At 59.9% G+C, this 19113-nt stretch carries 17 protein-coding genes; 5 read left to right on the top strand and 12 right to left on the bottom strand.

The window, feature by feature from the left end; translation table 11 throughout:
* Window positions 1-213 precede the first annotated feature (213 nt).
* From HXW87_RS03190 to HXW87_RS03215, 6 genes are all read right to left on the bottom strand, one after another.
* Window positions 214-1167, bottom strand: a complete 954-nt coding sequence (locus HXW87_RS03190) for a response regulator (RefSeq protein ID WP_239778420.1) — start codon at window positions 1165-1167, stop codon at window positions 214-216.
* Window positions 1168-1345: 178 nt separating this feature from the next.
* Window positions 1346-2107: a phosphate signaling complex protein PhoU gene (gene phoU / locus HXW87_RS03195; protein WP_007962290.1), complete on the bottom strand. Its 762-nt coding sequence runs from the start codon at window positions 2105-2107 to the stop codon at window positions 1346-1348.
* A gap of 72 nt (window positions 2108-2179) precedes the next feature.
* Entirely contained in the window at window positions 2180-3013 is an 834-nt protein-coding gene (pstB, locus tag HXW87_RS03200) for a phosphate ABC transporter ATP-binding protein PstB (protein WP_007962289.1), read from the bottom strand.
* Window positions 3014-3157: 144 nt separating this feature from the next.
* Window positions 3158-4828: a phosphate ABC transporter permease PstA gene (gene pstA / locus HXW87_RS03205; RefSeq protein ID WP_041071636.1), complete on the bottom strand. Its 1671-nt coding sequence runs from the start codon at window positions 4826-4828 to the stop codon at window positions 3158-3160.
* A 15-nt stretch (window positions 4829-4843) separates the two neighbouring features.
* Window positions 4844-6877, bottom strand: coding sequence for an ABC transporter permease subunit (locus tag HXW87_RS03210; protein ID WP_182403087.1), 2034 nt, complete (start codon window positions 6875-6877; stop codon window positions 4844-4846).
* A gap of 454 nt (window positions 6878-7331) precedes the next feature.
* Window positions 7332-8333 (bottom strand): phosphate ABC transporter substrate-binding protein PstS, encoded by a 1002-nt coding sequence (locus HXW87_RS03215; protein ID WP_034152107.1) that lies wholly within the window; start codon window positions 8331-8333, stop codon window positions 7332-7334.
* Window positions 8334-8520: 187 nt separating this feature from the next.
* Between HXW87_RS03215 and HXW87_RS03220 the strand changes: the two genes are divergently transcribed.
* Both HXW87_RS03220 and HXW87_RS03225 read left to right on the top strand, forming a co-directional pair.
* Window positions 8521-9579 carry an XRE family transcriptional regulator gene (locus tag HXW87_RS03220; RefSeq protein ID WP_239778421.1) on the top strand — a complete coding sequence of 353 codons (1059 nt, stop codon included), beginning with the start codon at window positions 8521-8523 and terminating at the stop codon, window positions 9577-9579.
* Window positions 9576-10067 (top strand): DUF3368 domain-containing protein, encoded by a 492-nt coding sequence (locus HXW87_RS03225; RefSeq protein ID WP_108184236.1) that lies wholly within the window; start codon window positions 9576-9578, stop codon window positions 10065-10067. Before HXW87_RS03220 ends, HXW87_RS03225 begins: the two co-directional genes overlap by 4 nt.
* 17 nt (window positions 10068-10084) lie before the next feature.
* Here HXW87_RS03225 and HXW87_RS03230 read toward each other — a convergent pair whose 3' ends face one another.
* Entirely contained in the window at window positions 10085-11383 is a 1299-nt protein-coding gene (locus HXW87_RS03230) for an MFS transporter (protein ID WP_095667989.1), read from the bottom strand.
* A 377-nt stretch (window positions 11384-11760) separates the two neighbouring features.
* Between HXW87_RS03230 and HXW87_RS03235 the strand changes: the two genes are divergently transcribed.
* A complete protein-coding gene (locus HXW87_RS03235) occupies window positions 11761-12165 on the top strand; it encodes an acyl-CoA thioesterase (protein WP_003229628.1) in 405 nt (134 codons plus the stop codon).
* Window positions 12166-12223: 58 nt separating this feature from the next.
* Complete coding sequence (locus HXW87_RS03240) at window positions 12224-13123, top strand: D-hexose-6-phosphate mutarotase (protein ID WP_239778422.1); 900 nt, start codon at window positions 12224-12226, stop codon at window positions 13121-13123.
* A gap of 126 nt (window positions 13124-13249) precedes the next feature.
* Here HXW87_RS03240 and HXW87_RS03245 read toward each other — a convergent pair whose 3' ends face one another.
* From HXW87_RS03245 to HXW87_RS03265, 5 genes are all read right to left on the bottom strand, one after another.
* Window positions 13250-13786, bottom strand: coding sequence for a DUF3299 domain-containing protein (locus HXW87_RS03245; protein ID WP_007962278.1), 537 nt, complete (start codon window positions 13784-13786; stop codon window positions 13250-13252).
* Window positions 13787-13887: 101 nt separating this feature from the next.
* Window positions 13888-14133 carry a GlsB/YeaQ/YmgE family stress response membrane protein gene (locus HXW87_RS03250; protein WP_003229635.1) on the bottom strand — a complete coding sequence of 82 codons (246 nt, stop codon included), beginning with the start codon at window positions 14131-14133 and terminating at the stop codon, window positions 13888-13890.
* 117 nt (window positions 14134-14250) lie between these two features.
* Window positions 14251-15333, bottom strand: coding sequence for a 5-(carboxyamino)imidazole ribonucleotide synthase (locus HXW87_RS03255; RefSeq protein WP_047297318.1), 1083 nt, complete (start codon window positions 15331-15333; stop codon window positions 14251-14253).
* Window positions 15334-15343: 10 nt separating this feature from the next.
* Window positions 15344-15835, bottom strand: a complete 492-nt coding sequence (gene purE, locus HXW87_RS03260; protein ID WP_003229641.1) for a 5-(carboxyamino)imidazole ribonucleotide mutase — start codon at window positions 15833-15835, stop codon at window positions 15344-15346.
* 422 nt (window positions 15836-16257) lie between these two features.
* On the bottom strand, window positions 16258-17166 hold the full coding sequence (locus HXW87_RS03265; protein WP_041071648.1) for a LysR substrate-binding domain-containing protein: 909 nt from the start codon (window positions 17164-17166) through the stop codon (window positions 16258-16260).
* A gap of 180 nt (window positions 17167-17346) precedes the next feature.
* Here HXW87_RS03265 and aspA point away from each other — a divergent pair, with 180 nt between their 5' ends.
* A complete protein-coding gene (aspA, locus tag HXW87_RS03270; protein ID WP_003229645.1) occupies window positions 17347-18771 on the top strand; it encodes an aspartate ammonia-lyase in 1425 nt (474 codons plus the stop codon).
* Window positions 18772-19113: the final 342 nt, after the last annotated feature.

The following is a 19113-nucleotide window of genomic DNA, read 5'->3' on the forward strand; positions in this document are numbered from 1 at the left end:
ATTGGATGCCGGAAAACGGCTACCGAAACCATTTCGAAGCGGAGAAGGATGTGATGGATTTTGTTCATCACTACAACCATCGTCGTTGCCACTCTGCCTCGAACCACTTGCCGCCTGCGCTGTTTGAGCAACAAGCGGTCTAATGCTCCTAAGGAGTGGTTTAAAAAAACTGAACCACTACACCGCAGGTTGCGATCTTTTCACAGACGCCGCTTACGCGCCCGGGACGAAGTGCTTCTGCGCCGTACCGCGGGCGATCAGGCGCGAGATGTAGTCGAGCTTCTGCGCATCCTGGTCGACGAAACGGAATGTCAGTTGCAGCCAGTCGCTGTCGGCTTTCTGTTCGTGGGCAACGATGGCGTGCAGGTAGCCGTTGAGGCGGGCGATTTCGGCGTTGTCGCCCTGCTCCAGATCGAGCACGGCGCTGTCGAGAATCTGCGGCAGGGTCTCGGTGCGTTTCACCACCAACAGCGCTTCCTTGATGCTCAGGGCCTTGATCACGCATTGCTGGGTGCCGCCCGGCAGGCGCAACTGGCCCTGGCCACGACCTCCGGCCGGGGCTTTGGAGGCGGCCGGAGCCTGGACTGGCGGGCTGTTGAGCAAGCCGCGGGACGGCGCCGCAGCAGGTGCCGCCGCAGCGGCAGGCTTGGCGAACGGATTGGCCGCCGCAGCGGCCGGCGCAGCACCGACCACTGCAGGCTTGCCACCGGTCAACGCGCTCAGGGAATCGTTGCCGAATGCCGAATTCATCTTGGTCGGCGCGCTGTTCATCAGGGTGTCGAGCTTGCCGACCTTGTTCAGCGCCTGCTTGACCTTGGTCAGCAGTTGCTCGTTGGTGAACGGCTTGCTGACGTAGCCGGAAACGCCGGCCTGAATCGCCTGCACCACGTTCTCTTTATCACCACGGCTGGTGACCATGATGAATGGCATGGTCTTGAGATTGTCCTGCTCGCGGCACCAGGTCAGCAGTTCAAGACCGGACATTTCCGGCATTTCCCAGTCGCACAGCACCAGGTCGAATGCTTCCTTGGCCAACATGGCCTGAGCCTTTTTGCCGTTGATGGCATCCTCGGTGCGGATCCCCGGGAAGTAATTACGCAGGCACTTTTTCACCAGGTCGCGAATGAACGAAGCGTCGTCCACGACCAACACACTGATCTTGCTCATCCAACACCCCTATAAAAATCCCGGCAAGCATACCGCTTTGCTGATGGCACATTGCCAACAATCTTCAGTCACGCCGGGACTTTTCGTTCGCGGGTGCTGCTTTTTAATTCGATTCTCTGCTCAAGCGCCATAAACAAAAACGCCCGGCCAAAGGGCCGGGCGCTTTTCTCAGGCAATCTTACTTATCGTCAGCATCGCCCGGAACATTAGCGGTTTCGCCGCTTGTGCCTTGAACTTCTTCTTTCATGCGTTTGAGGCCCAGGTGCCGCACATCGGTGCCGCGTACCAGGTAGATCACCAACTCCGAGATGTTGCGCGCGTGGTCGCCGATACGCTCCAGCGAACGCAGCACCCAGATGATGCTCAAAACCCGCGAAATAGAGCGCGGGTCTTCCATCATGTAGGTGGCCAGCTCACGCAGCGCGGTCTTGTATTCGCGGTCGATGACCTTGTCGTATTGCGCCACCGACAGGGCCAGATCGGCGTCGAAGCGGGCAAACGCGTCCAGCGCATCGCGCACCATGTTGCGCACCTGGTCGCCGATATGACGCACTTCGACATAGCCGCGCGGCGCTTCGCCTTCTTCGCACAGCTGGATGGCGCGGCGGGCAATCTTGGTCGCTTCGTCGCCGATGCGCTCCAGATCGATCACCGACTTGGAAATGCTGATGATCAGACGCAGGTCGGACGCCGCCGGCTGCCGACGGGCGAGAATGCGCAGGCATTCTTCGTCGATGTTGCGTTCCATCTGATTGATCTGGTCGTCGATCTCGCGCACCTGCTGAGCCAGGCCGGAGTCGGCCTCGATCAGTGCGGTGACCGCGTCGTTGACCTGCTTCTCGACCAGCCCGCCCATGGCCAGCAGGTGGCTGCGCACTTCTTCCAGTTCAGCGTTGAACTGCGCGGAGATGTGGTGGGTAAGGCCTTCTTTACTAATCATGGTGGCGTCCTTGGAGCGTCCGGTAAGGTGCGGCGGGCCGCAGCGTCAATTTCTGTGAGCAACCGCCATCTGCTAGCCGTAACGACCGGTGATGTAGTCTTCGGTCTGCTTCTTCGCCGGATTGGTGAACAGGGTGTCGGTGTCGCCGAATTCCACCAGTTTGCCCATGTACATGAACGCCGTGTAGTCGGAAACCCGCGCGGCCTGCTGCATGTTGTGGGTCACGATGACGATGGTGAACTTGGACTTCAGCTCGTAGATCAGCTCTTCGACTTTCAGGGTCGAGATCGGGTCGAGGGCCGAGCACGGCTCGTCGAGCAGCAACACTTCCGGCTCAACCGCGATGGTGCGGGCAATCACCAGACGCTGCTGCTGACCACCGGACAGGCCGAGTGCCGAGTCATGCAGACGGTCTTTGACCTCATCCCACAGCGCCGCGCCTTTCAGCGCCCACTCGACGGCTTCGTCGAGGATGCGCTTCTTGTTGATGCCTTGAATGCGCAAACCGTAGACCACGTTTTCGTAGATGGTCTTGGGGAACGGGTTGGGCTTCTGGAACACCATGCCCACGCGGCGACGCAATTCGGCGACGTCTTCACCCTTGCGGTAGATGTTGTTGCCGTACAGGTTGATCGCACCTTCGACACGGCAGCCGTCCACCAGGTCGTTCATGCGGTTGAAGGTGCGCAGCAGCGTGGACTTGCCGCAGCCGGACGGGCCGATGAACGCGGTCACGCGCTGTTTCGGGATGTTCATGCTGACGTCGAACAGCGCCTGCTTCTCACCGTAGAACAGGCTCAGGCCCGGGACTTCAATGGCCACCGTTTCCTGCTCGAGGCTCAGGCTCTGCTTGTCGCGACCCAGGGCCGACATGTTGATGCCGTGGGTATGTGTTTCGTGCTGCATGGGAGGCTCCCTGTGCTAACAAATTCGGTTCGGTTTTTGTGGGAGCCAGCCTGCTGGCGATTCAGGCGCTGCGGTTTGTCTATGAAACCGCGGTGATGCCTTCGCGAGCAGGCTCGCTCCCACATAGAAATCAGTGCTGCAAAATCAGCTGTCCAGTGCTTTGTATTTTTCGCGCAGGTGGTTACGAATCCACACTGCCGACAGGTTCAACGTGGCGATCACCAGCACCAGCAGCAACGCCGTGGCGTACACCAACGGCCGTGCCGCTTCGACGTTCGGGCTCTGGAAGCCGACGTCATAGATGTGGAAGCCCAGGTGCATGATCTTCTGGTCCAGGTGCAGGTACGGGTAATTGCCGTCCACTGGCAGCGACGGTGCCAGTTTCACTACACCCACCAGCATCAGCGGCGCCACTTCACCGGCGGCGCGAGCCACGGCGAGGATCATGCCGGTCATCATGGCCGGGCTGGCCATTGGCAGGACGATCTTCCACAGCGTCTCGGCCTTGGTCGCGCCCAGTGCCAGCGAGCCTTCACGGACGGTACGCGGGATACGCGCCAGACCTTCCTCGGTCGCCACGATCACCACCGGCACCGCCAGCAGCGCCAGAGTCAACGAAGCCCAGAGCAAACCCGGTGTGCCGAACGTCGGCGCCGGCAGCGCTTCAGGGAAGAACAGACGGTCGACCGATCCACCCAGCACGTAGACGAAGAAGCCCAGACCGAACACGCCGTAGACGATCGCCGGCACACCGGCGAGGTTGTTCACCGCGATGCGGATCACTCGGGTCAGGGTGTTCTGCTTGGCGTATTCACGCAGGTACACCGCCGCCAGCACGCCGAACGGGGTGACGATCATTGCCATGATCAGAGTCATCATCACGGTGCCGAAAATCGCCGGGAAGATCCCGCCTTCAGTGTTCGCTTCACGCGGGTCATCCGAGAGGAACTCCCAGACCTTGCCGAAGTAGAAACCGATCTTGGTCATCGTGCCCATGGCGTTCGGCTGGTAAGCGTGAACCACTTTGCCCAGGCTGATTTCGATCTCTTTGCCGTTGGCATCGCGGGCGGTCAACGCGTCGCGGTTGAACTGCGCATGCAGATCGCTCAGGCGTGCTTCGACATCCTGATAACGCGCGTTCAGCTCGGCACGCTCGGCGTCCATGTCCGCTTGCGCGGTGGCGTCGAGCTTGCCGTCCAGTTCCAGTTTGCGCCCGTGCAGACGGATGCGTTCCAGCCCTGCGTTGATCGCACCGATGTCAGTCTTTTCCAGCGATTTGAGCTGTGCAGCCAGGCCGTTCACCCGGTTGATCCGCGCTTGCAGCTCAGGCCACGCCGCTTCACCTTCGGCGATGACCTTGCCGTCCTGTTTGACGTTGACCAGGTAGCCGTAGAAGTTGCCCCACTCGCGACGCTCGATTGCCATCAGTTCCGGCGGCGTGGTCTGCTTGGTCAGCCACTCGCCGACCACCCAGGTGAAGTCGTTGCCGTTGAGGTCACGGTTGCCGACCTTGATCAGCTCGCGGGTCATGAATTCCGGGCCCTGATCAGGCACCGGCAGGCCGGCGCTTTTCAGGCGTGCGCGCGGTACTTCTTCTTTCTGTACCACTTCGCCGATGACCAGGTGATTGGCCTGGCCCGGTACGTCGTAGCTGGCGTGGATCAGGTCCGCCGGCCAGAAGTGACCCAGACCGCGCACGGCAATCACCGCCAGCAGGCCAATGGTCATGATGACCGCGATGGACACCGCGCCACCGCTGATCCAGACGCCCGGGGCGCCGCTCTTGAACCATCCATTCAGGGAGTTCTGTTTCACAGACTTCTACCTTTCTTAAAGCGACGAGTATTTCTTGCGCAGACGCTGACGAATCAGTTCTGCCAGGGTGTTCATGACGAAGGTGAACAACAGCAGCACCAGCGCCGAGAGGAACAGCACGCGGTAGTGGCTGCCGCCGACTTCCGACTCAGGCATTTCCACCGCGACGTTGGCGGCCAGGGTGCGCAGGCCTTCGAACAGGTTCATTTCCATGACCGGGGTGTTACCCGTGGCCATCAGCACGATCATGGTTTCGCCGACCGCACGGCCCATGCCGATCATCAGCGCCGAGAAAATGCCCGGGCTGGCGGTGAGGATCACCACGCGGGTCATGGTCTGCCACGGCGTGGCACCGAGCGCCAGGGAACCGAGGGTCAGGCCACGCGGCACGCTGAACACGGCGTCTTCGGCAATCGAGTAGATGTTCGGGATCACCGCAAAACCCATCGCCAGACCGACCACCAGAGCGTTGCGCTGGTCGTAGGTGATGCCCAGGTCGTGGGAGATCCACATGCGCATGTCACCGCCGAAGAACCAGTTCTCCATGTACGGGCTCATGTACAGCGACAACCAACCGACAAACAGAATCACCGGAATCAGCAGTGCACTCTCCCAGCCATCCGGGACTTTCAGGCGGATTGATTCAGGCAGGCGACTGAAGGTGAAACCGGCCACCAGAATGCCGATCGGCAAAAGCATCAGCAGGCTGAAGATGCCCGGCAGATGCCCTTCCACATACGGGGCGAGGAACAGACCGGCGAAGAACCCAAGGATCACCGTCGGCATCGCTTCCATCAGCTCGATCACCGGCTTGACCTTGCGGCGCATGCCCGGGGCCATGAAATACGCAGTGTAGATCGCAGCAGCAACCGCCAGCGGTGCCGCCAGCAGCATCGCGTAGAACGCGGCTTTCAGGGTACCGAAGGTCAGTGGCGAGAGGCTCAGTTTCGGTTCGAAATCGGTGTTGGCCGCCGTCGATTGCCAGACGTATTTAGGCTCGTCGTAGTTCTCGTACCAGACCTTGCTCCACAACGCGCTCCACGACACTTCCGGGTGCGGGTTGTCGAGCAGCAGCGGTTGCAGCTTGCCGCCGGCCTCGACGATCACCCGGTTGGCGCGCGGCGACAGGCCGAACAGGCCCTGACCTTCGGCCACTGGCTCGACCAGCAACGTGCGGTGCGCGGTGCTGTGGAACACACCGAGCTTGCCGCTGGCATCGAGGGCCACGAAGCCCTTGCGACGCTCTTCGGCGGTGATTTCGACGATTGGCGTGGTGCCCATCTGGAAGGTACGGATCTGCTTCAGGCGCAGTTCGCCATCGGTGTCACGGGCCATGAACCACTGGGCCAGGCCACCCTTGGAGTCACCGATGATCAGCGAGATGCCACCCACCAGTTGCGTGCTCGCAGTGACTTCGGCGTCAGCGTTTTCCAGCAGTTTGTAGCGACCGTTGAGGCTCTTGTCGCGCAGGCTGAACACGTCGGCCTGGGCGCGCCCGTTGACCACGTACAGCCATTGCTGGCGCGGGTCGACGAAGATGTTTTTCACCGGCTCGGTCATCTGCGGCAGTTCGATACGCTTCTGCTCGTTGGTGACTTCGCCGGTCATCATGTTTTCTTCGCTGGTCAGCGCCAGCACATTGAGTTGCGCACCAGTCGAACCGACCAGCATCAGCGTCGAATCGGTAGCGTTGAGGCTCACATGTTCCAGCGCCCCGCCGCTCTCGTTCACAGCGATCGGCGCTTCGCCGTACGGGTATTCGATGGCCGGTGTGATGGTTTTCTTGCCATCGGGGTAGCTGACTTTATAGGTGTGACGGAACACCAGCGCCTGGCCATTGGACAGGCCCACCGCTACCAGCGGATGACCAGGCTGATCTTCGCCAATGGAAGTGACGGTCGCGCCAGCAGGAACCGGCAGATCGACGCGCTTCAATTCAGCGCCACTGTCGATGTCGAAGAACAGTGCCTGGCCCTTGTCGGAAACGCGCATCGCCACCTGATTCTGCTCTTCGAGCGAAATCATCAGCGGCTTGCCGGCGTCCTGCATCCAGGCTGGGGTAATGGCATCTTTCGCGGTCAGGCTGGCACCCTGGAACAACGGGGCAACGACGTAGGCGAGGAAGAAGAAGATCAGCGTGATGGCTGCCAGCACCGCCAGCCCGCCAACGAGGACGTACCAGCGGGTGAAGCGATCCTTGAGCGCGCGAATGCGGCGCTTGCGTTGCAACTCAGGCGTATTGAAGTCAATGCGCTTGGGAGGGTTCGTAGTCATTTTGGAATTGGCCAGATCATTCATGCGCACACCCTAGCGATCCTGTATGACAGAAAGATGACAATGCAGTGACGCAGCAAATCCGCCGCCAGCAGGGCACTGGCAGTGGATAAAAGAATTCGGGGAGTGTGGGGCGAACTTGCTCGCGAAAGTGCCGGTTCTGAAGGCCGCTTCGCGAGCAGGCTCGCTCCCACATGAGTCAGGCGGGGTTTACCCCTGACTCAGTTTGTTACTTTTTTGCGACTTCAGCGCCGCCTTCCTGCAGACCCAGGTCAGCCAGTGCTTTTGCAGCAACCTTGGCTGGCAGCGGGATGTAGCCGTCTTTCACCACCACTTCCTGGCCCTGTTTGGACAGAACCAGTTTCACGAACTCGGCTTCCAGCGGGGCCAGAGGCTTGTTCGGGGCCTTGTTCACGTAAACGTAGAGGAAGCGCGACAGAGGGTACTTGCCGTTCAGGGCGTTTTCTTCGGTGTCTTCGATGAAGTCAGTGCTGCCTTTCTTCGACAGAGCAACAGTCTTCACGCTGGCAGTCTTGTAGCCGATGCCCGAGTAGCCGATGCCGTTCAGCGAGGAGCTGATCGACTGCACAACCGACGCCGAACCTGGTTGTTCGTTGACGTTAGGCTTGTAGTCGCCTTTGCACAGGGCTTCTTCCTTGAAGTAACCGTAGGTGCCGGATACCGAGTTACGACCGAACAGTTGCACTGGCTTGTTGGCCAGGTCGCCGGTCACACCCAGGTCGCCCCAGGTTTTCACATCGGCTTTGGCGCCGCACAGACGGGTGGACGAGAAGATCGCGTCAACCTGTTCCATGGTCAGGTGCTGGATCGGGTTGTCCTTGTGCACGAACACCGCCAGGGCGTCCACGGCCACCGGAATAGCGGTTGGCTTGTAGCCGTATTTCTGTTCGAAGGCCGCCAGTTCGGTGTCCTTCATCTTGCGGCTCATCGGGCCCAGGTTGGAGGTGCCTTCGGTCAGCGCAGGTGGCGCGGTGGCGGAGCCAGCAGCCTGAATCTGGATGTTTACGTTCGGATATTCTTTCTTGTAGTTCTCAGCCCACAGGGTCATGAGGTTGGCCAGGGTATCGGAACCGACGCTGGACAGGTTGCCCGACACACCAGTGGTCTTGGTGTAGCTCGGGATAGCAGGGTCAACAGCGGCGAACGCGTTGGCAGTCGCAACGCCAGCAGCGACAAAAGTCATTGCCGCCATCAAACGCTTCAGTTTCATGCCTTACTCCTAGCAGATAGGGTGTGTTAAGTCGGGGCCAAGTATCAGCAGGCCGTGTGAACACTCTATGGCTGAAATATGACAATTGGATGAAAGGCCAGCATGGGCGCGGCACAAAAAAATGAAACTCTTCCAAGGTTGACAAATCAATACCAAAAGATAGTCTTGTCAACCACGAGAGGGCACCATGATAAACGACCGAATTCGTCGCGCACGCCTGCAGCGAGGGCTAACCCTTGATGCTCTGGCCATCCAGCTCGGCGACATAACCAAACAAGCTTTGAGCAAATATGAGAAGGGGTTGAGCACCCCGAACTCCACTCGCCTGCTGCAACTAGCTAAAGCACTGCAGGTCAATCCTGAGTACTTTTTCCGCTCAGAAGCGATACCTTTGGCACCTCTGGAATTTCGTAAGCTAGCCAAGATGCCCAAGTATCGCCAGGCCCAAGTAGAAGAAAAAATTCGAGAGCACCTCGAGCGATACATCGCCCTAGAGGAATGTTTCGATCCCGCAGACATCAACACCCCTGTCACTCCCGCACAAATGATTGCAGTCTCCTCTATTGATGAAGCCGAGCTAGCGGCTGAGGAGCTTCGCCAATTCTGGGGAATTGGCACTGACCCCATTGCCAACCTCACCGAACAGCTGGAAGAGCACAGCATCAAGATTGCAATGCTCAATGGCCCAGACGATTTCGATGGTGCCTGTGCTACAACTGGCGACGGGAAGCATGTCCTAATTGCGTTGAATGCTGATCGCCCAGGCGAACGAATCAGGTTTACTGCCGCCCATGAGCTCGGTCATTGGGTGATGGCATTGCCAGAGGAGATGTCTGAAAAGGATAAAGAAAATTGCTGCCATCGTTTCGCAGGGGCGTTTCTGTATCCAGCCAAAAGCGTTACTGGCGATTTCGGCAGCCATCCTCGCACCAGGGTTCATCCACAAGAACTACTGATTGCCAAGCGGCAATACGGAATATCGATGCATGCCGCCCTGAGACGACTGAAGGATCTGAAGCTACTCAGCGAAGGTGGTTATAAATCCCTCACTATTCAATTCAGTGCCAAAGGCTGGCGAAAGTCGGAACCTGAGCCGATGCCGTGCAAACCGCCGCAAAGGTTTGAGTCGTTAGCATTTTGGGCACTGGCAGAAGGGCTGATTACCAAATCCCGGGCTGCCGAACTCTTGCGCAAGCCAGTAAAAGCCCTGGACCCAAGTTTCCTGGGCTCATCGGAGAGTGCATGAGCCTTATCTACATCAGTGATACGAATATCTGGATCGATTTCAGAAATGCCGGATTACTGGAGCAGATGTTTAGATTGCCCTTCACATTGTGTTGTACTGACTTCGTAATGCATGAACTTGAAGACTTCCCACATGACGAATTGCTTGATCAAGGTCTGATAGTCGAATCACTCGATGACGCCAGTGTCATGCGGTTATATGGTTTACGAATCGAACACAACAACAGTTCGCTGGCCGATGTGTCTTGTTACCTGCTGGCACAGCAAACACGTCGCCCTTTACTCACCGGAGATGGCAAACTGAGGCGCCAGGCACAGCGAGACGGACTCCAAGTACACGGAGCTCTTTGGTTACTGGATTTGATGGTTGAACATCACGTCATCGAAAGACTGCATGCAGCAGAAGCCTTGGCCCACATGCTTGAGCATGGAGCTCGACTCCCGGCTAGCGAGTGTGAAACAAGGCTCTCACGCTGGCGAGAGCCCTAAATAGCTGAATCTTTGGATCAGCGCCCCTTCTTCCAGAGCCACGCCCCCACCAGAATCCCCATCGTGCACAGCACCGCCACATAGTAGGCCGGGCCCATCGCACTCTCTTTAAGCAACAGGCTGACCACCATCGGCGTCAGGCCACCGAAGATCGCGTACGCCACGTTGTACGAGAACGACAGCCCGCTGAAGCGCACCACCGGCGGGAACGCCTTGACCATCACGTAGGGCACCGCGCCGATGGTGCCGACCAGCAGACCGGTCAGGGCATACAGCGGGAACAGCCAGTTCGGGTGGTCGGCGAGGCTGTGATAGAAGGTCCAGGAGCTGATCAGCAGGCCCAGGCTACCGAAGACAAACACCCGGCCTGCGCCGAAACGGTCGGCCATGGCACCGGAGATGATGCAACCGACGCTGAGGAACACGATCGCCAGGCTGTTCGATTGCAGCGCCACCGTTGGCGAGAAGTGATAGACCGTCTGCAGCACGGTCGGGGTCATCAGGATCACCACGACGATACCGGCCGACAGCAGCCAGGTCAGCAGCATCGAGATCGCAATCGCCCCACGATGGTCACGCAGCACCGCACGCAACGGCACTTCCTCGGCCAGCGCCTTGCGCAGTTGCAGCTCGGCGAACACCGGAGTTTCGTGCAGCCAGCGGCGCAGGTACACCGAGAACAGACCGAAGACGCCGCCGAGCAGGAATGGAATCCGCCAGGCGTAGTCGGACACCTCCACTGGCGTGTAGATGCTGTTGATTGCCGTGGCGACCAGCGAACCGAGCAAAATGCCGGCAGTCAGGCCACTGGTCAGGGTGCCGCAGGCGTAGCCGATGTGCTTTTGCGGTACGTGTTCGGAAACGAAGACCCACGCCCCCGGCACCTCACCGCCAATCGCTGCGCCCTGGATCACTCGCATCAGCAGCAACAGAATCGGCGCCCACAGGCCGATCTGTGCGTAGGTTGGCAGCAGGCCCATGATCAGGGTCGGCACGGCCATCATGAAAATGCTCAGGGTGAACATTTTCTTGCGCCCCAGCAGGTCGCCGAAGTGCGCCATGACGATTCCGCCCAGCGGCCGCGCGAGGTAACCGGCGGCGAAAATGCCGAAGGTCTGCATCAGGCGCAGCCACTCGGGCATGTCGGCCGGGAAGAACAGCTTGCCGACCACGGTGGCGAAGAACACGAAGATGATGAAATCGTAAAACTCCAGCGCACCGCCCAGGGCCGATAGCGACAGAGTCTTGTAATCATTGCGGGTCAGGGGGCGTGCAGGTTGCTCGGGCTGCGCGAGGCTCGAAGGCGCTGTGGTCATGGCAAGGGCTTCTCTTATAGGCGGATCTACCGCCACAACAACGCTGGCTGTGGCTTGGGCAGGTTCGGCACCATAGCAAATTGTTCGAAAAAGCACATAGAGGCGCGTATTTGCCGGTCAAAATCAGAACCCGATGGTCGTCGCGGAGTCTACCGACCGATATACTCGCAACCTTGCTCCGGTTTGTAGGGGGTTGCTGTGCGAAAACGTCGTTGGCCCGGTTTTTGAACGGGATCAGCCGGTTTCGCAGAGTTTCCCCTTTAGGCGCCTATGGAAAACGTGACGAACGCAGTATGTTCGGTGCTGAATCGTTTTTCCTGAAGACGGCTACCACCAGCACTACCAACGAAGAGTCACGGGTCAGAGGCACCCCCGGCATGATAGAGCTCGAACAAGAAGATCCGATCCCGCAAGGCGACCTGGCCTTGCAAATCACCGCACTCCCGCGCGAAACCAACGGTTTTGGCGATATTTTCGGCGGCTGGCTGGTGGCGCAGATGGACCTCGCGGGGACCGCGATGGCCAGCCGCGTTGCCGGTGGCCGAGTGGCAACCGTGGCCATCGACCGCATGGCCTTTCTGGTGCCGGTCGCGGTCGGCGCGCAATTGTCCTTTTATACCCAGACCCTGGAAATCGGCCGTAGCTCGATCCAGATGATGGTCGAAGTGTGGAGTGACGATCCGCTGTCCAGCGAGTGGCGTAAAGTGACCGAGGCGGTGTTCGTCTTCGTCGCCATCGACGGCAGCGGTCGCACCCGCTCGGTGCCGCCGCGCGCACGTTAAACCTCGCCGCGGTTTTGCGGTCGATAGTCGTCCCAAGTGTCTGATCGAGAGCTGTCCCATGAACACGCCCAACGTTGAAGCCGTGAAACTGGATGAACTGAACTGCTGGCGCATCCGCCACGGTCAGGCCGAAGTGCTGGTGGCCCAGCAAGGCGCGCACATCCTCAGTTATCAGATCGACGGCCAGCCGCCGATCATCTGGCTCAATGACAAGGCTGTGTTCAAGACCGGCAAGAGCATCCGCGCCGGTGTGCCGGTATGCTGGCCATGGTTCGGCAAGTTCGAACGCAACCCGCAGAGCGTGCAGGCCATGTACACCGGTGAGCAACCGGCACCCGCACACGGTCTGGTGCGAGCGATGGATTGGGAACTGGGCGGCATCGAATCAGAAGTTGACGGCGTCAAGGTCGAATTCAAGCTGGCCTACCCCGAAGGTGGCCTGCCGGGCTGGCCGCATCAGGTCGATCTGACCCTGACCCTGCATCTGAATGATCAGTTGCACATCAGCCTGACCAGCCACAACCGAGGTGCCGAAGCCGTCAGCATCAGCCAGGCGCTGCACACTTATTTCGCAGTCAGCGATGTGCGCAACGCGCACGTCGACGGTGTGGACGGTCTGGATTACATCGAGACGCTGGATGAGTGGAAAACCCACAGCCAGCAAGGTGACCTGCATTTCGCTGGCGAAACCGACCGCATCTACCTCGACGCCCCGCCGCAGTTGAGCATCGTCGACCCGGCCTGGGAACGACGCATCGTGCTGACCGCCACTGGCTCACGCACCGCGGTGATCTGGAACCCGTGGATAGACCGTGCGGCAGCGTTGGCCGACATGGACAACGACGGCTGGCAGCGCATGCTGTGCATCGAGACGGCGAATGTAATGAATGATGTGGTGAATCTGGCGTCGGGTGCGAGCCATACGATGGGTGTCAGCGTCGGTAGTAAACCGCTTTAACCAGTACCGCAAAACAAAATGTGGGTGCGAGCCTGCTCGCGAATGCGTTATGTCAGCCACTCTTCAAGTGTCTGATACACCGCTTTCGCGAGCAGGCTCGCTCCCACAGTTGTTTTGGGGTGACTATTACAGATCAGACTCCTGCACCACCCGCACCTTGTCCGCATCCAGCGCATACGCCGCGTCGGCCAGGTCATTGCTGACCTTCTCGATCTTCAGCGTGCCGGTCACCCACAGCGGCGTGTAGATGTCATCCAGCTTCAAGCCCTTGGGATAACGCACCAGCACCAGTTGATTCGGCGGCGGTGGCGGTACGTGGATGCACGCGCCCGGGTATGGCACGAGGAAGAACAGCGTGCTGCGCCCCTTGGCATCGGACTCCAGCGGCACCGGGTAGCCACCGATGCGGATGTGCTTGTCGTTCATCGACGCCACGGTCTTGGTCGAATACATCACCGCCGGCAAACCCTTGGCCTGCTTCATGCCGCCCTTCTCGGTGAAGGTGCCGGTGGCTTCCGGGGAATTGTGGTCGATTTCGGGCATGGCCTCGAGGGCTTTCTGGTCCGACTTGGGCATCAGTTCCAGCCAGTCGGTTTCCGGCAGTTCGCCGGCGTGGGCCAGACCGCTGCCCAGCAAAAGGAGAGTCAACAAAAGACGGCGCATGGAGGTGCTCGGTAAAAGATGCTCGGATAAGGAAGGACGTCGAATCGCCGAGCATTCTAGCCCTCCCTGCCGCGTTGGCAGAGAGGACTTGGTCGCTTGGATCAGTTCTTTTTGATCAGGCCGTAGATCACCAGCAGCACGATCGCGCCGACCAGCGCACCGATGAAGCCTGCGCCTTGACCTGCCTGATAGATACCCAGGGCCTGACCGCCGTAAGTGGCCGCCAGCGAACCGCCGATACCGAGCAGGATGGTCATGATCCAGCCCATGCTGTCATCGCCCGGTTTGAGGAAGCGTGCCAGCAGGCCGACGATCAAGCCGATAAAGATGGTTCCGATAATTCCCATGGCATTTCCCTCTGACACTCAATAGTAGATATGCCAAAGCCTAGTCAGACTTTGGCATCCTGCCATGAGAGAACGGCGAGCCCTGAATGGTTCCGCCGCTGCCAGATGAAACTGTCGTTACTCGGCGATCAGCGCTTCGACCTTGACGATCTGCGCCTGCAGCGTGGCCATGTCGGCGCAGCGCAGGTTGGCGTGACCAACCTTGCGCCCGGCCTTGAAGGCTTTGCCGTAGTGGTGCAGATGGCAATCTTCGATGGCGATGACCTTCTCGACCGGAGGAACCACACCGATGAAGTTGAGCATCGCGCTCTCGCCGACCTTGGCGGTCGAACCCAGCGGCAGACCGGCCACGGCACGCAGGTGGTTTTCAAACTGGCTGCACTCGGCGCCTTCTGTGGTCCAGTGCCCGGAGTTGTGCACACGCGGGGCGATCTCGTTGGCCTTGAGGCCACCGTCGACTTCAAAGAACTCGAACGCCATCACGCCGACGTAATCCAGCTGCTTGAGCACACGGCTGGAGTAATCTTCGGCCAACGCCTGTAGCGGGTGATCAGTGCTCGCCACCGACAGCTTGAGGATGCCGCTGTCGTGGGTGTTGTGCACCAGCGGGTAGAAGCGGGTTTCGCCATCACGGGCACGCACGGCGATCAGCGAGACTTCGCCGGTGAACGGCACGAAGCCTTCCAGCAGGCAGGCCACGCTGCCCAGTTCGGCGAAGGTACCGACCACGTCTTCTGGCTTGCGCAGGACTTTCTGACCCTTGCCGTCATACCCCAGGGTGCGGGTTTTCAGCACGGCCGGCAGACCGATCGAAGCCACGGCGGCGTCCAGGTCGGCTTGCGATTGAATGTCGGCGAAGGCCGGGGTTGGAATGCCCAGGTCCTTGAACATGCTCTTCTCGAACCAGCGGTCGCGAGCGATGCGCAGGGCTTCGGCACTCGGATAGACCGGGACGAATTGCGAGAGAAACGCCACGGTCTCCGCCGGGACGCTTTCGAACTCGAAGGTCACCAGGTCGACTTCGTCAGCCAGTTGGCGCAGGTGATCCTGATCGCCGTAATCGGCCCGCAGGTGTTCGCCCAGCGCGGCGGCACAAGCATCCGGCGCGGGGTCGAGGAAAGCGAAGTTCATGCCCAGCGGAGTGCCCGCCAGCGCCAACATGCGGCCCAACTGGCCGCCACCGATTACACCGATCTTCATCTCAACAACCTCAGGCAATACGTGGGTCTGGATTGTCCAGGACGCTGTCTGTCTGCTCGGCACGGAAGGTTTTCAGTACCGCGTGGAATTGTGGATGCTTGGCGCCGAGGATGCTCGCCGACAGCAGCGCGGCGTTGATCGCGCCGGCCTTGCCGATGGCCAGGGTGGCAACCGGGATGCCCGCTGGCATCTGCACGATCGACAGCAGCGAATCGACGCCCGAGAGCATCGACGACTGCACCGGAACGCCCAGCACCGGCAGGTGGGTCTTGGCCGCACACATGCCTGGCAGGTGGGCTGCGCCACCGGCACCGGCGATGATCACCTCGATGCCACGGCCCTCAGCCTCTTCGGCGTACTGGAACAGCAGATCCGGGGTGCGGTGGGCGGAAACCACCTTGACCTCGTACGGGATGCCGAGCTTTTCCAGCATATCGGCGGTGTGGCTAAGGGTGGACCAATCGGACTTGGAGCCCATGATCACGCCAACCAGTGCACTCATCGTCGCGCCTCTTCTCTCTGGGCGCCCGCAGGCGCGTCAAAAACAACAAGCCACGCAGGATTGCGTGGCTTGATTGTACGAAAAATGGCCGGACGTACCGGCCGAAGGCCGCGCAGTATACCGCAAAGATGCTAATAAACAGCCCCCGAAACGACCATCTGTCAAATCAGCGAAAGGCCCGGTTTTATTGACTTGAAGGTCAGCAGNCGTACCGGCCGAAGGCCGCGCAGTATACCGCAAAGATGCTAATAAACAGCCCCCGAAACGACCATCTGTCAAATCAGCGAAAGGCCCGGTTTTATTGACTTGAAGGTCAGCAGAAAAGATCAAAAGATCGCAGCCTTCGGCAGCTCCTACAGGGCAAGGCATTTCAACCTGTAGGAGCTGCCGAAGGCTGCGATCTTTTCCCACAGACCCACCACTCAAGAAGCCTGTGCAGCGCCGCCCTCAAGTTTGCGCCAGAGCAACCGTACGTTGGCCTTGCGCACCAGTGCGCAGCGGTACAGGCGAATTTCCAGCGGTACATGCCATTGCGGGCCGCCGCAGACCACCAGTTCGCCGCGGGCCAGCTCGGCGCGCACGCTCAATTGCGGTACCCAGGCGATGCCGAGGCCTTCCAGGGCCATGCTTTTCAGGCTGTCGGCCATGGCGGTCTCATAGATGGTGGTAAAGCGCAGCTGACGCTGACGCAAAAGACCATTTACCGAGCGCCCGAGAAACGCCCCGGCGCTGTACGCCAGCAACGGTACGCTGACGTCACCTTCCAGATCGAACAGCGGCTTGCCCTCGGCATCCGCCGCACACACCGGGAGCATCTCGGTCTGGCCCAGGTGCAACGACGGAAAGATTTCCGGATCCATCTGCATCGCTGCGTCCGGGTCGTAGAACGCCAGCATCAGGTCGCAGCCGCCTTCGCGCAGCGCGTGCACCGCGTCGCCGACGTTGGTCGCGACCAGCCGTGTGGCGATGTTCAGCCCTTCATTGCGCAGTTGCGCGATCCAGCGCGGGAAGAAACCCAGCGCCAGCGAGTGCGCAGCCGCGACTTGCATCACTTCACCCTGCCCGCCTTCCAGGTGATGCAGGTGGCGCAGCACTTCGCCGAGCTGTTCGACCACGGTGCGCGCGGTCACCAGAAACAGTTGCCCGGCCGCCGTCAGTTCGATCGGCGTGCGCGAGCGGTTGACCAGCGTCAGGCCCAGCGCCGCTTCGAGGCTGCGGATCCGCCGACTGAACGCCGGCTGGGTCACGAAACGCCGTTCGGCCGCCTGCGAGAAGCTGCGGGTGGCGGCCAGGGCACTGAAGTCCTCGAGCCATTTGCTTTCCAGATTCATCACGCCCTCCCGGGAACGCACCAAAACAGGTCACACGTCTGCCGCGCAGGCGGCGTCACACGGGCATTATGCCGAATGTGCATAGGCCAGTGTTTAACAGCATTGGCCCAAAAAATCCCGTAAGCCTAGCATTCGCAGCGTTCCGGCATAGACCGGGTCCATATCGAGATGATTTCTATCATGTCCTCCGCTGCATCTTTCCGCACAGAAAACGACCTGCTTGGCGCCCTCGAAGTACCGGCTCAAGCGTATTACGGCATCCAGACCCTGCGAGCGGTGAACAACTTCCGTCTCTCCGGCGTTCCGATTTCGCATTACCCGAAACTGGTTGTGGGTCTGGCGATGGTCAAACAGGCCGCCGCTGACGCCAACCGTGAGTTGGGTCATCTGAGCGAAGCCAAGCACGCTGCCATCAGCGAAGCCTGTGCCCGATTGATCCGCGGTGATTTCCACGAAGAGTTCGTGGTCGACATGATTCAAGGTGGCGCCGGTACGTCCACCAACATGAACGCCAACGAAGTGATCGCCAACATTGCGCTCGAAGCAATGGGTCACCAGAAAGGCGAGTACCAGTACCTGCACCCGAACGACGACGTGAACATGGCGCAGTCGACCAACGACGCCTACCCGACCGCGATCCGTCTGGGTCTGCTGCTGGGTCACGACGCGCTGCTGGCCAGCCTCGACAGCCTGATTCAGGCCTTCGCCGCCAAAGGTGAAGAATTTAACCACGTGCTGAAGATGGGTCGTACCCAACTGCAAGACGCCGTGCCAATGACCTTGGGTCAAGAGTTCCGCGCATTCGCCACCACCATGGGCGAAGACCTGGCCCGTCTGAAGACGCTGGCCCCGGAACTGCTGACCGAAGTGAACCTGGGCGGCACCGCGATCGGCACCGGCATCAACGCCGACCCGCGTTATCAAGCGCTGGCCGTTCAGCGTCTGGCGCTGATCAGCGGTCAGCCGCTGGTGCCCGCTGCCGACCTGATCGAAGCCACTTCCGACATGGGTGCCTTCGTGCTGTTCTCCGGCATGCTCAAGCGCACCGCGGTCAAGCTGTCGAAGATCTGCAACGACCTGCGCCTGCTGTCCAGCGGCCCACGCACCGGCATCAACGAGATCAACCTGCCAGCGCGTCAGCCAGGCAGCTCGATCATGCCCGGCAAGGTCAACCCGGTAATCCCGGAAGCCGTTAACCAGGTGGCCTTCCAGGTCATCGGTAACGATCTGGCGCTGACCATGGCAGCCGAAGGCGGCCAACTGCAGCTGAACGTGATGGAGCCGCTGATCGCGTTCAAGATCCTCGACTCGATCCGCCTGCTGCAACGCGCCATGGACATGCTGCGCGAGCACTGCATCGTCGGCATCACCGCCAACGAAGCCCGCTGCCGCGAACTGGTCGAGCACTCGATCGGTCTGGTCACCGCGCTGAACCCGTACATCGGCTACAAAAACGCCACCCGCATCGCCCGTATCGCCCTTGAAAGCGGCCGCGGCGTGCTGGAACTGGTGCGCGAAGAAGGTCTGCTCGACGAAGCCATGCTCGCCGACATCCTGCGCCCGGAAAACATGATTGCCCCGCGTCTGGTTCCGCTCAAAGCCTGAGCCGACGCGTTATTTGTAGCACCGCTCACCAGGTCGAGGGACTAGACACCTCTCACCTTTTGAGGGCTTGGGGATTTGTCCCCAAGCCCTTTTTTTTAACTTCTTTGCGGGCAGGACGTTAAATGTTTTGTGTATTTGATACCGCCAAGATCGCAGCCTTCGGTGTAGTGGTTCAGTTTTTTTAAACCACTCCTTAGGAGCATTAGACCGCTTGTTGCTCAAACAGCGCAGGCGGCAAGTGGTTCGAGGCAGAGTGGCAACGACGATGGTTGTAGTGATGAACAAAATCCATCACATCCTTCTCCGCTTCGAAATGGTTTCGGTAGCCGTTTTCCGGCATCC

This window comes from Pseudomonas sp. Y5-11, from assembly GCF_022368695.1.
Classification (GTDB): Bacteria; Pseudomonadota; Gammaproteobacteria; order Pseudomonadales; family Pseudomonadaceae; genus Aquipseudomonas; species Aquipseudomonas parakoreensis.